Annotated in this window: 10 protein-coding genes; 4 read left to right on the forward strand and 6 right to left on the reverse strand. The window is 68.9% G+C overall.

Translation table 11 applies throughout. From position 1 onward, the window contains the following. Positions 1-2: 2 nt before the first annotated feature. Together F3T56_RS21240 and F3T56_RS21245 are read left to right on the forward strand one after the other, a co-directional pair. Positions 3-863, forward strand: coding sequence for a C40 family peptidase (locus tag F3T56_RS21240; RefSeq protein WP_149826781.1), 861 nt, complete (start codon positions 3-5; stop codon positions 861-863). Positions 864-1,080: 217 nt separating this feature from the next. Continuing rightward, on the forward strand, positions 1,081-2,739 hold the full coding sequence (locus F3T56_RS21245; RefSeq protein WP_149826782.1) for an N-6 DNA methylase: 1,659 nt from the start codon (positions 1,081-1,083) through the stop codon (positions 2,737-2,739). 28 nt (positions 2,740-2,767) lie between these two features. On the opposite strand, the gene F3T56_RS21250 is transcribed toward F3T56_RS21245, so the two are convergent. From F3T56_RS21250 to F3T56_RS48000, 4 genes are all read right to left on the reverse strand, one after another. Beyond that, positions 2,768-4,903 carry a UvrD-helicase domain-containing protein gene (locus tag F3T56_RS21250; RefSeq protein ID WP_149826783.1) on the reverse strand — a complete coding sequence of 712 codons (2,136 nt, stop codon included), beginning with the start codon at positions 4,901-4,903 and terminating at the stop codon, positions 2,768-2,770. A 39-nt stretch (positions 4,904-4,942) separates the two neighbouring features. Further along, on the reverse strand, positions 4,943-6,187 hold the full coding sequence (locus tag F3T56_RS21255; RefSeq protein WP_149826784.1) for an McrC family protein: 1,245 nt from the start codon (positions 6,185-6,187) through the stop codon (positions 4,943-4,945). Further along, positions 6,184-8,010 carry a DUF4357 domain-containing protein gene (locus F3T56_RS21260; RefSeq protein WP_425473596.1) on the reverse strand — a complete coding sequence of 609 codons (1,827 nt, stop codon included), beginning with the start codon at positions 8,008-8,010 and terminating at the stop codon, positions 6,184-6,186. The genes F3T56_RS21255 and F3T56_RS21260 overlap by 4 nt, the downstream gene beginning before the upstream one ends. 63 nt (positions 8,011-8,073) lie before the next feature. After that, positions 8,074-9,183, reverse strand: coding sequence for a hypothetical protein (locus tag F3T56_RS48000; protein ID WP_246203738.1), 1,110 nt, complete (start codon positions 9,181-9,183; stop codon positions 8,074-8,076). Positions 9,184-9,723: 540 nt separating this feature from the next. On the opposite strand from F3T56_RS48000, the gene F3T56_RS21270 reads away from it, so the two are divergent. Both F3T56_RS21270 and F3T56_RS21275 read left to right on the forward strand, forming a co-directional pair. Then, a complete protein-coding gene (locus tag F3T56_RS21270) occupies positions 9,724-10,005 on the forward strand; it encodes a DUF6247 family protein (RefSeq protein ID WP_342786967.1) in 282 nt (93 codons plus the stop codon). Between the two features lie 73 nt (positions 10,006-10,078). Then, positions 10,079-10,264 carry a hypothetical protein gene (locus tag F3T56_RS21275; protein WP_246203739.1) on the forward strand — a complete coding sequence of 62 codons (186 nt, stop codon included), beginning with the start codon at positions 10,079-10,081 and terminating at the stop codon, positions 10,262-10,264. Between the two features lie 806 nt (positions 10,265-11,070). On the opposite strand, the gene F3T56_RS21285 is transcribed toward F3T56_RS21275, so the two are convergent. Both F3T56_RS21285 and F3T56_RS21290 read right to left on the reverse strand, forming a co-directional pair. Next, positions 11,071-12,162 (reverse strand): PASTA domain-containing protein, encoded by a 1,092-nt coding sequence (locus tag F3T56_RS21285; protein ID WP_172639056.1) that lies wholly within the window; start codon positions 12,160-12,162, stop codon positions 11,071-11,073. Between the two features lie 113 nt (positions 12,163-12,275). Next, on the reverse strand, positions 12,276-13,913 hold the full coding sequence (locus tag F3T56_RS21290) for a hypothetical protein (protein ID WP_149826787.1): 1,638 nt from the start codon (positions 13,911-13,913) through the stop codon (positions 12,276-12,278). Positions 13,914-14,065 lie beyond the last annotated feature (152 nt).

Raw genomic sequence — 14,065 nt, forward strand, 5'->3', positions numbered from 1 at the left:
GCATGGAGCGCCGGACCGGACTCATCCGCACACTGATCGCGTTGTCCGTCTTCCTCTTCTGGGCGCCGGTGTCCACGGCCACCGCGGCGCCGGCGGCCGCCGCCGGCGAATGCGGCGTCCTCGCGCCGGGCGCCTCGGCGGCCGCCGAGAGAGCGATCGCCGCCGCCTGCGCCGAGGTCGACGCCGGCACCTGGTACACCTGGGGCGGCGGCCACGGCGCCCAACCCGGCCCCACCTACGGGCAGGTGGACCCCAGCGACCCGGAGGACAGCAAGCACGACCCCGAGCGGCGGGGCTTCGACTGCTCCGGTCTGGTCCGCCACGCCTACGCCGAGGCCACCGGCTCGGACATCCTCAACGGCGTCGTCGGCCAGCAGCACTACACACACCGTGCCGCCGAACGCTTCACCGCCGCCCAGGGCCTCGCCCCGCTGCTCCCCGGCGACCTGCTGACCTGGGGCACCTCGAAGGACCTGCACCACATCGCCATCTACCTCGGCGCCGGCAAGATGGTCGAGGCCAAGGAGTCCGGCACCAAGCTCATGGTCAGCGACGTGCGCCTGAACGGCACCTACTACGGCGCCGTCCGCGTCAACACCGGCCAGGTCACCGGTCACATCCACCAGACCTGGGGCACCGCCGTCTGGACCAAGGCCGAGCCGTTCCTCAAGGCCGCCCGCGTCTACGCCTTCCCCGGTTCCACCACGATCCGCGTCGAGTGCCAGAAGCACTCCGAGATGGTCGAGTCCGACGGCTACAAGAACGACGTCTGGTCCTACCTCCCCGACTACAAGGCCTGGGTCACCAACATCTACATCAAGGGCCCGGCCTGGCTGGAAGACGTCCCCGAGTGCAAGTCCTGACACCCGCACCGTGAAGCCACTCGCGCCGGTGACCGCCCGGGGGGACGGTCGCCGGTGCGAGTCTGTCCGACACGGGGGAGGGCGCCGGACGACCCGACTCCGCGCAAGAAGTATGGGCCCATTCACGGTCCGTATGCGACCTGCACGTCCTCTTGTTGACGATGTCAACAAAGTGTCTCGTTGAGGTCGGGCGACTGTGCTGTGTACGGTGGTGGGTATGGCAGACATCCCTGCGGCTCCCGTCAGCGCACTGGTCACCGGCGCAGAGATCGCCCGGCTCGCAGGCGTCACCCGTGCCGCGGTCTCCAACTGGAGGCGGCGGTACGACGACTTTCCTGCCCCTGCGGGCGGCGGAGCCAACAGCCCGCTCTTCGACCTGGCCGAAGTGCAGGCATGGCTGGACAGACAGCGCAAGGGGAAGGACGTCTCGGAGAAGGTCCAACTGTGGCAGGCGCTGCGCGGGGCGTACGGCGACGACATGGTCGGCGCCCTCGCTGACGTCGCGCAGTGCCTCGCCAAGGCCGAGGGGGAGATGCCGACCGGGCTGCCGGAGGACGCCGTCGGGCTGGCGCGGCGTCTTGCCGCGAGCGAGTCCGCGACTGAAGTCGTCCATGACCTCGCCGAACGCTTCACCGACTCCGTGCGCCGGGCCGGATCCGACCAGGTCACACCACCGCGCGTGGTCCGTGCCGTGCGGCACTTCGCGGGTGAGGTGTCGACCGATGCGACCCTCTTCGACCCAGCCTGCGGTATCGGCACGCTGTTGCTGGCCGTAGGACCGGAACGCGGGCCCAGGCGATACGGCCAGGAGTCCGACGCCCGCAGCGCGTCCTTCGCGCAACTGCGCGCCGATCTCACCGGACGCGGCGGCGTCGACATCGCCACGGGCGACTCCTTGCGTGACGACCGCTGGGCGGACCTCAAGGCCGACCTCGTCGTCTGTGACCCGCCCGTCGGCGACACGGACTGGGGCCGTGAGGAACTGCTGCTCGACTCCCGATGGGAACTCGGCACCCCCTCGCGGGCCGAAGGCGAACTCGCCTGGCTGCAACACGCGTACGCGCACACCGCGCCCGGCGGCCGCGTTCTCATGGTCATGCCGGCTTCGGTGGCCTACCGCAAGGCCGGCCGCCGCATCCGCGCCGAACTCGTACGGCGCGGCATCCTCACCCGGGTCACCGCTCTCCCGCCCGGCACCGCGTCCTCGCACGCTCTCCCCGTCCACCTCTGGCACCTGCGCCGCCCGCAGACTCTCGGCGACACGGCGAGCACTGTCCACATGGTCGACCTGACCGCGAGCGATCCCGACGGCTCATGGGAACCCGGCTCCGACCAAGTGGCGGATGTGCCGCTGATCGACCTGTTGGACGACACCGTGGACCTCACCCCTGGCCGTCATGTCGAGGAGTCCCATCGTGACTACGCGGCCGAATACGAGAACCTACGGCGGGAGTTGACGGAGCAAGTACGGCTGCTGACCGAGCTGTTGCCGACACTGACCGCGGGCGAGGGCCCCGACGTTGCGGACGGGCCCTCCGTCAGCGTCGCCGACCTCGCCCGCGCCGGGCTCGTCGAATACGGCGATCCGGAACCGGTCTCGGTCAGCGATCAGCTCGACACCGACTACCTCCAGGGTTTTCTGCGCAGCGCGGTGAACACCCGGCGCTCCACGAGTACGAGTGGCACCTTCCGGCTCGACGGCAAGGGCGCCCGCATCCCTCAGATGGACATCGCCGAACAGCGCCGGTTCGGAGCCGCCTTCCGAGCGCTTCAGGAGTTCGAGGAGCGGGCGCGGAGGGTGGCCGAGCTCAGCCGGGAGGCGGCGGCCCTGGCGCGGGACGGGCTGGGGAACGGATCTCTCACTCCGGGGAGCTGACGGTCAGTCATCTGCCATGCCTGGTCTGTCAGTTCGGCTGCGGTACGAACGGGCTGGCGACCCCGCTCCACGAGACGGCCAACGCTTCCCGCGCCCGCGTGCACGCCACGAAGAGCAGGCACCGCTCCCGCAACAGGTCCGAGTCGTGCTGGAGCGCGTCCACGGAGGCCGGTGTCACCTCACGGGCGAACGGTACGGCGCTCGCCGTCACCCCCAGGACGGCGACGCAGCGGAATTCCAGCCCCTTCATGGCGTGCATGGTGGCCAGCCGGACCCCGTCCACGCTCGGCCCGGGGTTGTCCCTGACCCGGACGACCGGGACCTTGGCCGCGGCGAGCTTGTCGCGGACCTTGTCGAGCAGGACGTTGAAGCGGGCACACACGCCGATCTCCGACGGCCGGATGCCCTGGGCGATCCAGTCCTGGACACGGCCGACGAGCGCCGCGACCTCCGCCTGCTCGGAGCCGTACCCGTCCACATGCGGTCTGCGGCCGTGCAGCAGCGAGCGGTAGCCGGCCAGACTGTCGCTGCCCTCGCCACCCAGGTCGTCGATCGTCACCGGGCTCAGAATGCCGGTCGACCAGCCGAGGATCTCTTCCGTACTCCGGTAGTTGATGCGCAGACGATGGGTGCGCCCGGTTACCGAGATGCCCAGTGAGCCGAGCGACACCTTCGAGTCGTAGATCCGCTGGTGCGGGTCGCCCGTGATGAACAGGTCGTCGCTGCCGGGCGTCACCGCGCCGCGCAACACGCGCCACTGGGCGGGGTGCAGGTCCTGCGCCTCGTCGACCACGACGTGGTCGTGGGTGGGCGTCGAGCCGCCCAGCAGGTCCGCCGCACGCGCGCACACCTTGAGGTGCGTGGTGGCTCGCTGTTCGCGGAGCATCGTCTCGAACAGCTCGACAGCGGGCCACAGCTGCTCGCGGCGCGCCGACGGCAGCGCGCTGCCGCGACCGCGCCGGGAGGCGGTCCGGTAGGCCTCCAGCGTCTGCAGATTCTGAGCGAGGATGACGTGCCGGTACTCCTGGGCCAGGAACTGCTCCGTCCACGGCAGCCCGAGTTTCTTGACGATGCGCTCCCACAACTGCCGTTCCTCCCGGTCATTGATGGGAGAAGGCGCCCTGCCGTCGAGGCGGGTCACGACACCGTGCGCGTAGGCGTTGACCGTGGTCACGTCCACTCGACCGAGCAGAGACTCGTCGCCGTCGAGGAGCAGGGACAGGTTCTCGCGAAGGGAGGAGGCCAGCGCGTTGGTGTACGTGGTGAGCAGGATGCGGGCGTCAGGGGAACGCGTGAGAAGGTGTTTGACCCGGTGCAGGGCCGCGACCGTCTTGCCCGTGCCCGGACCGCCCGTCATCTGCACCGGTCCGCCGTACGACACCCGGTAGGCGACCCGGCGCTGCGACGGGTGCAGGAACACCCGCCAGGCCGCGAACGGCTTCTCCAGGATGTCGGCGAGTTCCTCCGGGCCGGTGACCAGGGTGATACGGCTGGTGGTGTTGGCGATGGCGACGGCCAGGCTCTCGTCCGGGTCGGGGCCCGCGTCGACCGGCCGCCGCACGGCCACCACGTCCCGGTAGACTTCTTCTGCGCCGAACCCCTCCGCGAGGTACTGCAACACCTCGAACTGGTCCTCGGGCAGCAGTGTGCCGAACGCCTCCAGCTGCGGCTTGTCGACAATGGTCCGCACGGCTCTGAGTACCTGGTCGTCGATGCCCAGTTCGCGCAGCACGGTGTCGGAGTACTTCGTGAACAGCAGCGAGGGTGCGGCGGCCGCCGCCTTCTCCAGGGCCGGGGTCAGCTGCTCGATGGCGACCACGTTGCGGACTTCCAGCGCCCGCGTCGCGGAGTTCGTCGTGTACAGGCGCCTGGCCGCCCACGTGTACGCGTCGTCATGCCGGACGACGTTGACGAGCAGGAACACATCGCTGCCGTCGTCCGGTGCGAGGACCACACCCCGCCAGAAGTCGTTGATGCGGATCGTCCGCATTCGCGGGTCGCGGGAGTTCTCCACGGACTCCAGGTGCAGCCCTTTGTCCGAATGCAGTTCGGGTACGGTGAGCTGCTGGAACTTCTGCATCGCCTTGCGCACGCCGGCCCTGACGGGCTTCTCCAGGACGTCGTAGCTCTCCCAGAAGCTGTTGGCGAACGCGAGCTGTGGCACGATGTGAACTCCCCACCCGGACGGACACTCCGCAGTCGATCATATGCGCGGGGTGTTCACCAACCGGAGGGCGACCTCCTCGATTTCCGTGAGCAGCCCGGCCGGTTCCTGGTCCAGGTCGAGGGCGTGCTGATGGATGAGGATTCCCGCATGGCGCACTTCATGGGCGGCGTGCGGGGCGTTGCCCTTCGCGTACAGCAGGTGTCCCTCGCGCAGGCCGAGCGCGGTGCAGTACGCCAGCATCTGGTACAGGTCGGCGTCCGGGTAGCCGCCCCGTTTCTCTGCCTTGTACTTGGCGTCGGCCACCGCGCACGGGGTGCCGTCCGGCCCGTACAGCACGAAGTCCGGCTTCATCCGGATCACGGCGGCCTCGTCGAGGTGGTGCGGGTCCTGGAGCCGCGCGGTGTGACCCGAGCCCGTGCCTGGGAAGGCCTCCCGCAAGGCGACCGTCACAAAGTCCTCGAAGAGCTTGTTCATGTCGAACAGGAACCCGTCGATGCGCAGCCCGCCGGGCTTGTGCTCGGCGGAGATACCGTCGATGACCGCACGGGCGAGGTGCAGGGAGTGGTGGTACCGGGCGTTGAGGCGGGAGGGCCGCCAGTCGGGAAGCGGCTGCCCGCGCACGATCGCCGTGACGGCGGCCAGGCGAGCGCGCTGGTGGAGCAGCCTGCGGCGCACGTCGCGCGGGACGCCGGGCAGCCGTAGGAGACGCTCGACGGCCGTACGCAGGATGCGGTTCTCCGCGATGTCGGTGGTGAACTCGTCGTACGCCACCTCCACCGGCAGCGTCGCCCCGAAGCGGCGTCGTATCTGCTCGGCCTCCTGGAGCCGTCCGCGTACGACGAGAGCGGTCTCCTCGGTCGCCCGGTACCCCTGCAGCAGTCCTTGCCGCAGGGCCCGGTCCACCTGCCGCTCCACCGCGTGGGCGAGCGCGGGCAGCAGATCGCGGTGCTCGGCCACGTCTACGTCGCCGTCCCGCCAGCTCCCCTTCGGATCAAGGCTGTAGCCGAGCAGGAAGAAGAGACGGACGATGGGCACCTTGGGCGTGACGCGCACGGTGACCGGCTCGCCGCCACCCGGTACGGTCACGGCCATCGCCCCGACCTTGCTGCCCGCCCGCAGAGACCAGTGCCCCGGCGCGTACGGGTCGGGTGTCGCGTCCACAATGTCGGCGGCGGCGAGCGCGCGGCCGACGGGGCCGGGGAGGGCCTTGCGGACGGCCGGCGCGTGCTCCACCAACTCGACGGGACCGACAGGGTTCACGGCTTCCGCGGCGGACGTCACCCCAGCGACTCCCGCAGCGCGGCCAGCCCGTACCGTTTCTCGATGTCCACACCCTCCCCGTAGTGGTGTTCCTCCAGCAGCGGCAGGATCTTCGTCCGCCAGGTCCGCTCCAGACCACCTTCCCGGTAGACACCCCGCTTCATCAGATACGAGGGCCCTATGCGGAAGTCGGCGTCGTCGATACGGGAGTTGAGCGCGTCGAGCAGATCGGCGGGCTCGCTGTCCTTGCCCTCCTTCGCCAGCCAGCGGCGCAGCAGACCGCTCGTCGGCTCCGTACGCGGGGACAGCTCGACGAAGGCGAACCGGCGGCGCATCGCCGCGTCCACGAGGGCGATCGAACGGTCGGCGGTGTTCATCGTGCCGATCACGAACAGGTTCGGCGGCAGCGCGAAGTCGTCGCCCGAGTACGTCAGCCGCACAGACTTGTTGCGGTACTCCAACAGGAAGTACAGCTCGCCGAAGACCTTCGCCAGGTTGGCACGGTTGATCTCGTCGATGATCAGGAAGTGCGGGATGTGCCGGTTACCCTCACGGGAGGCCAGGTCGGCGAGTTCGCGCAGCGGGCCCGCGGTGAGCCGAAACGCGACCTCCCTCGTCTGCGGGTCCTCCTGGGGCCGGAAGCCCTCGAAGAAGTCCTCATACGCGTACGACGGATGGAACTGCACGAGCTTGACCTGCTCGGGTCCGCCGCCGAGGAACTCGGCGAGCTTCAGCGCCAGGTACGTCTTGCCGGTGCCCGGCGGCCCGTACAGCACCAACTGCCGCTCGTCCCACAACAGATCACGGACTTCACGCAGCCAGTCGGCGTCGTGCACGAGAAGCTCGGCGGCGAGTTCGTCCGTCGGCTCGGGCAGCTCCAGTTCACGGCGGGCGGCGAGCGCGGGGATCGCCACGCTGAGGTCCCTGTCGGCGGCCTCGGCCTCCTCGATCAGGTCCTCGTCGCTTATCCCGAGGCCGTCGACGAGGTCCTTCACCGCGGACAGATCGACCACGTCGTGCTGGGCGGAGAGCTTTTGCTGGAGCGCCTCGGGCAGGTCCTCGTACGCGTGCCCCTCCTCCGCCCAGTCCACCGGTCGGCGCAGATCGGACCTGCCGTCGTCCGAGGCGAGCTGCTCTGCCTCACCGGTGATCTTGCCGACGTAGAGACGACCGCCGGAGATGGTGCACATGGTGTCGCCGGGGCGCATCCGGGAGAGGAACATATGCAGCTCCTCGACCAGCTGGACCTTCTGGTTGTACGTCGCAGTGGAGGCGTAGTCCTCCTCGACTGCGGTCCGCAGCCGGTCCTTGCTGATGCCCTGTTCGACCCCTTGTCGCAGGTGTCGGGCCCGCAGGGTGACCAGACCCTCGGGCAGCCACAGGCGCTGGACGAGGTCGAGCCCGGAGACATTGGAGCCACGCACCAGCCAGACACGGTTGGGGCCCCACCACACCTGATCGAGATAGTCGGAGAGCGGATGACCGTCGGCGGTCTTCCACTCCAGCCATCCGTTGGCGCTGCGACAGACCAGGATCTCGGCTGCGGCCGACGGCGAGTTGCACTCGACGTCCTGCGTCGTCTCCAGCCATCCGGGCCAGGCGGCCGACTTCGTGAGGATCCCCTCGTCGAGCAGGCGTTGCCTCAACCGGTACGACGACGGCATGCGGACCGGGAACGAGGGCACCACCTCGGAGCGGCCGGGGGAGCCGGCCAGGACGATGAACTTCTGGCTTCCGTTCGTCCCCTTCTCGGTCAGCAGTCGTCCGCGTGCCTCGGGGCCACCGTTCGGCAGCCGCAGCCGGAACTCCGGATAGGACGTGTCGTCCTCGGTCACCGTCACCACTCCCCCACTCGTACGCAGCGCAGTCACCGAGAACGATAGGGGCTGCCACTGACAACGGTCGGGTCACCAGGGATCGAGGCCTCTCCGGACCGGGTCCTTGGTGGGCAGAAGTGCCTCGTGGGCGCGGGTGTTCTCGGCGAACAGCCCGCCGGACGTGCGGTCCAGATAGAACGCGAACGCTTTGGCGTGGTTCGCAAAGTCGGAAGCCGGGCGGGTGAGGCCCGTACCTGTGATCACTATCAGCCGCTTGGGCACGTCCTCGCCGGCCGCCGCGGCCATGCCGTTGAGCCTCTGGACCTCCGAGGTCGACAGGGGCCTGCGGCCGCTGTGCCACGCGATGTGGAACGTGTCGGACTCGATGGGTGTGTCGGCGTCGCCTTCGCTGAGGTCCCCGAAGCCGAAGTCCCTGAGCTGGTGAAGGACCGCTTCCGCGATCTCGGACGCACACGGCGTACGAGACCGACCGGGTCGTGTCCCGTCCTCGCCTCCGTCGTTCCAGAGCTTGGCGAAACCCGCGAACCAGTTCGGCGCAGCGACCTCAACCGGGATGTCCGCGAACAGCGGCTCCTGAAGCGCGAATATCGACTCGGGGGAGTGCGGCGTGGCGGGCCGTGGAGGCTCCCACGTCGACTCGACGTCCCACGCCTCCCACCCCTGGCACAGCAACTCGGCGATCTCCCGCACTGAAACGCTCGCGCGCGGCATGCCCGGTACGGCAGATGATCGGCCTCTTAGACACCAGTCGAGCTCGACTCGGCCCCAGCCGTCCCAGAGCGGGCTGTGCACGTCCACCATCCACCCGAGGGCAGGCTTGAGCGATACACGGACGAAAACCTCGGGGAACTCGGCCTCCAGGACGGAACCACCGCGTCCGCTGTCCATGAAGTCGAGCTTCGGCTCGTAGCGCGGCCCGTAGGGGAAATACCCGTTGTCCACCGCCACGCGCCGCACCCGCACCCCTTGCGCGTCGAGCAGGTCGGCCAGCCCGGTCATCTCGGAGGGCTGGCTCTCATGCCAGCGCCACGGTGAGGGCACCGGCTCGCCGGCCAGGTGAGCCGAGGCCACGGCGTGCAGGGCGTCGATGAGGACCACGTCGGGCGTGCGGACAGGCCAGACGGACGGGTCACTGTCCAGGTCAGGATCCACGATCGCCCAGACAATGGTGTGCCCCATCCGGACGTTGGCCAGCCCGACTGCCTGCCTGCCTGCCAGACAGAGCGACCTTCAGGAGCATCCGTCCGTTCGAGTCGTCGAAGCGGACCCGGTCGGCCAACTCGGGGTGGCGCTCGCACAGAGCACGCTCCAGGCTCTGGAAGTGCATGTGCCTGCTGAAGGCGCTGAGCATGTCACTGGTCGGGAAGGACAAGGGGGACGCTCCTGTCGCGGACGGGCGAGTGGGCAGGCCGGGAGACTGGGGCAAGGCGTGATCGTTTGGCCGAGCGTAAGCTCTCTGATCGCCCGTTCAAAGGAGTTGCCGAGGTTTCGGACATGGGCCGGTCGGCCTCGGGCAGTGAACGTCGCCGAGGGTGTTGGTCGGAGACCGACCCGTTCCGGTTCGTCGGGGCCGCGCGCCGTTCCAGCGGTCCAGTACGGCCTCACGCAATGTCTTTACCGCGATTTCCTGCTGACGGGTGGAAGTGTCGGAGGGGCTGACCGAGGAGTCCTGCGCCCTGCGGAAGGGGGGACCACGACGCCTCCCTCACCCCCGATGCGCTGCGTGTCGCGGTCGAGCGACTGACACCGAGCCGTATGCAGGCTTTCGTTCGTGATCTCGTCGACGCGACCACCAGTGCTCAGCAAACCCAGTCCCTCGCGCCGCTGCGCACCTTCGTTCACACGTGGGCTGTGTTCGTCGCGATCCAGCGGTACCCCTCACGTGCCACACGCCTGCGGCATCTGGAGGAGGTCGTGAGCGCCGGTGTCGAGGATCCGGCGGACGCCATCGCGGAGATCAGGAAGATCCACGCTGACGCGGAGGCCGAGGCCGGGCTGTGACCGACTGGAAGTGGGACTACAACCCGAGTGAGGAATACCTGACCGCTGGGCTCCCTGCCGGCGTGACGCTGAGGTGGAGCGGATCGCCACCGAGCTCGCCGCACTCGGGACCGACGCGGAAACGGCGGGCAGCAGGCCGGAGGACAGACCCGGCGGGTTGAGGAACGTCCCCATCCCCGGTGGGCGCGGCTTCATTCAGTTCCTCGCGGTCCCTCGACACGAGTCCCTCTACATCTGCAACATCGTCTGGAACGGGTGACCGCACCCAACCCGGGTGAGGGCCGCCTGACCTTCGAAACGCGGCAGGAGCACAGTCCAAATCGGCCATCAGTCAAACCCGTACGACCACATACGGTGAGCACCGGTGCTGCTCATGTGTAGCGGCTGGAGCCGGCATGGCCGTAAAGATCGTGTTCGGGGTGCTGTGCCCATACGACTGGGATTCCTTGCCCTCTGTCGCGTTCTCCCAAGCGCACGTCTCACGGGACGCCGAAGCACGACCTGACGGGGCACGGGTGCTCGCCCGCAAGTGGGGACCCGCAGAGGCTGCATCGTGGACCCAGCGGCCATCACTTACGTGGCGTCGGTCCGGGGGTCGTCGTCCCGGTCGGTCGCCAGTGCGGCCGGCAGCGGCAGCCCGTACTTGTCGCACAGGAATCGGGTCTGGCAGTACCGCTGGGCGTCGGCGCGGCCAAGTCGTTGACCAGCTCGAGCAGCGCTGTCGCGGCTCCGAGCGCTGGTTGCAGGGCCGTGTGGCGACCGCGTCGCCTGCGCGACGGATAGGTTCCGTGACTGCCTCTGGCACAGCGTCTGTAACCCGTCTCACGGCGTTTCCTGCGACCTCACCGGTGCGACAGAGCGCGGCGCTCGCCCAGTTCGGCAGACCACGGCGGTTGTTGCGGCGCTGCCAGTGCTCGTTGAGCGTGTCCCATACCTGCCCCTCGTACGCGCTCATCAGGGTTGCACCGTCGACGAGTGGGTCGGCGTAAGTGCTCACTGAGGTTCTCCATTTCGACTGTGATCGGTGGGGTAACGATGCCCTACCGTTTCTGGGGTCGTGCGGGGTCAGGAGGAGCGCCAGCGGTTGCGGCCGTCGGAGCCGGGGCCGCAGACCATGGGGGTTCCCTTGTTGGTTACGCCGGTCGCGCCTTGCGGAGAACAGTACGAGCCGGGGTGGACGGTGCCGACGCTGCCGCCGCCGGTGGAGCCGCCGGATGAGGAGGAGGAACTGCCGCCTGTCGAACCGTCCTCCTCGCCGGTGCTGTTGTCGCTCTCGTAATCGGGGTCGTTGGCCGGGATCTTGTAAGTCGTGCCCTTCGCCTTCGGGCATTCCTGAACGAGGTCGGCGTCGCTCCACCGGCCCAGGTCGAGGCTGACCGTGGTGGTAGAAGTGACCTTGGTTCCCTCGTCCGGGGACTGGAAGCACACCCGCCACTCGTCGCCGTCCTCGGCGGCCTCCTCGGCGGTGGGAGTGCCGATGTCGAGGTAGACGTCGTCGAGCGTGACGCTGTCGAGGCCGATGCCAGCCTGCTTCAGATCCTTGGTCGCCGCGTTGTAGGTGGCGCCGACGACGTCCGGCATCTTCGGCCACGGGAGTGGGCCGCCGTCCTTCTCGGGGCACGGTTCGTCGCTCTTGACGGCCGCGAAGTCGAGGGCCTTCGCGGTCGTGTCGGCCTCCTGGAAGCACACCGTCCATCCGGACCGCATGATGATCGAGCGGTCATCCTCGGCCGCGTCGTGGTGACCAGTGGTGAAGCCTGCGGAGCGCGCCAGCTTCTCCGCCTCGTCGAGTGGCTTGCCGGTGTAGTTGGCGGCCTTGACGACCTTCGCGGGGGTCGGGGACGACGCGGCCTCGGCGCTTGCTTTGCTGTCTTCGCGTGCCTTTGCGTCGGGCTGCTTCGTGCTGCTCTCGTCGAGCTGCCCGCCCAGGCCTGCGCCGACCGTCAGCAGAAGGAAGGCTCCGAACGTCGCGCCGATCTTGGCGAACCGGCGCCAGGGCGGCAGCACCCACACCGCCACCATGGCGGCGATCATCACGATGAAGCCGAGCCCGAAGCTGAACGCGCCGAGCAGGGCGACAAGAGCGAGGAGCCCGAGCACGGCGGGGGTGGTCTTCCACCAAAGGTGCGGCGGGGAAAGGGTGTTGTAAGGGTTCACGTGGCTCTGTGCTCCTCGGGTACGGACTGGGCCGGGCCCGGTCCGGGCCTGGACTCGTATGGCCTGGGGTCGGACTGTCGGCCGGGGCGCGGCGGTCGTTGCGGGTGGACGCCTCAGGTCATGGTGTTGGTCAGATGCGGGCCCATGTAGCCGACGTAGATTCCGTGATCGGTACAGGCTCCGTCGTAGTAGTGCAGGCGTGGCGCGATGGTGTTGCCTCCGCCGATCCGCAGGTGGGCGCCCATGAACAGCTTGCCGCCCGGATGCACGTGGCGGGGCACGGGGAACGTCCGTGCCCGGCTCCAGTCACCGTTCGCCTTCACGGACTTCGACTCGTCCCTGACGACCTTGCGGGGGGAGATGACGTGCGCTCCCTCGGGCGCGTCCGCACACCACTGCTTGAAGTCGCTGTTCGCCTTGCCGCTCGCGACGGCTTCCGCGAAGTCCTGGAGTGCCAGCAGGGCGTCCCAGGCCATGCGGACCCAGGACGAGCCGTACGCCTGGTCGTCGAGTTCCAGGGTGTACTTGCGCCGGCCGCTGAAGTGGACGCGTCGCATGTCGACGATCCGGTCCAGGATCTCGGCGAAGGACGTGGGCGCGTTCACCGAGGGGTCCACCGTCGCGTACGCCTGCTCGGCGGCGCCCAGCCTCAAGAGTTCTCTCTGCAGTTCCCGTATCTGCGCCTTGGCCCGGTGGAGTTCCTTGTACTGCTCGTCGTAGTCGACGACGACCTGGGCCTCGTTGTTCTCCGCCTGACGCAGTTCCCGCTTGAGGTCACTGATCTCGTCGGCTCTGACGCGCTGTTCGCGTGCCGCCTCCTCCAGGATCTCGTGCAGGGCGTCGTTCTCGTCGCGCAGCCGTTCCTGTTCGGAGCCGCCGACCCCGTCCCTGGCCCGTGTGCGCATGAGTGGCACGGAATCCAGGGCGTCGGGCAGCGGCAGTCGGGTGGCGAGTCCCTGAGGGAGCTGGTTCAGGATGCGGGCGGCCAGCCGTGGGTTCTCGGTGATCAGCCGTTTCGACATCACACGGTGCCGCTGGCCGTCGGCGGGCCAGGCCGGGTCGACGCCGGGCAGGTAGGTGCGGATCCCTCCGTTGTACACGCGGTGGTGTTCCAACGCCCGGTTGAAGACCGACTCGGCTCCCGGGGTGAGCACGTAGAGGATCGCCAACCCGACCAGGGGTCGGACGAGAGGGTCGACCGTTCCCTCCAACCAGGCGTCGAAGTCGACGTCGTTCGGTGTGCTCGCCATGACGACGGGAAGGCGTCGCCCGGCGTCGCACAGTTCGTCTATGACCGCCTCGACATCCTCCGCCTCGACCACTTGGGGCATGGCCGTCACGTCCGCCAGACCGTCGTGTGCGTCGAGCGCCTCCAGCAGGTGTTTCGCGAGCCGGGGCGTCTTGGCGGGCACGGGGGCCGCCTCGGCGTCGTCGGGGAGGTGCTCGACGTCGAGCTGGACCCAGGTCGGCCCGTCGGCGATCTGCCGCGTCACGACGGTGGTCTGCCAGGTGCCGCCGGGCGCGGTCTCCCGGAGCCGCCATCGTCCGTAGGCGCCGGTGACACCCGTGACGGAGTCGTGGTCGAGGGTGACTCCGCGGGCTATCTCGTTGCGGCCCTCGGCGAAGGCATCGACGTTGTAGCGCTTGGGCGGTTGGGCGAGCCAGTGGCGCAACTGCTCGTCGACGAGTGCACCGGTCCGCACGTAATCGGTCCGGCTGGTGACCACCATGCGGTAGCGGCGGGCGTCCATCGTGCTGCTCCTCACGTGTACGGGGAAGGGCGGCGTGGTTCAGGCGTGGCGGCGGTCAGAGCAGGTCACTGAGGCTGGTGTCGCTCATGGCTCGGATTCCTTGGGTGCTCGGGATGGCTGTGGCGGGCGTGCCCAAGGCGATGCGAGGGGAC

The sequence above is a fragment of the Streptomyces tailanensis genome, from assembly GCF_008386495.1.
GTDB lineage: Bacteria > Actinomycetota > Actinomycetes > Streptomycetales > Streptomycetaceae > Streptomyces > Streptomyces tailanensis.

Bases quoted from the DNA above. Each gene is read 5' to 3' on its own strand.
- F3T56_RS21240 (WP_149826781.1), top strand. From the start codon at position 3: ATGGAGCGCCGGACCGGACTCATCCGCACACTGATCGCGTTGTCCGTC.
- F3T56_RS21245 (WP_149826782.1), top strand. From the start codon at position 1,081: ATGGCAGACATCCCTGCGGCTCCCGTCAGCGCACTGGTCACCGGCGCA.
- F3T56_RS48000 (WP_246203738.1), bottom strand. From the start codon at position 9,183: ATGGGGCACACCATTGTCTGGGCGATCGTGGATCCTGACCTGGACAGT.
- F3T56_RS21290 (WP_149826787.1), bottom strand. From the start codon at position 13,913: ATGGACGCCCGCCGCTACCGCATGGTGGTCACCAGCCGGACCGATTAC.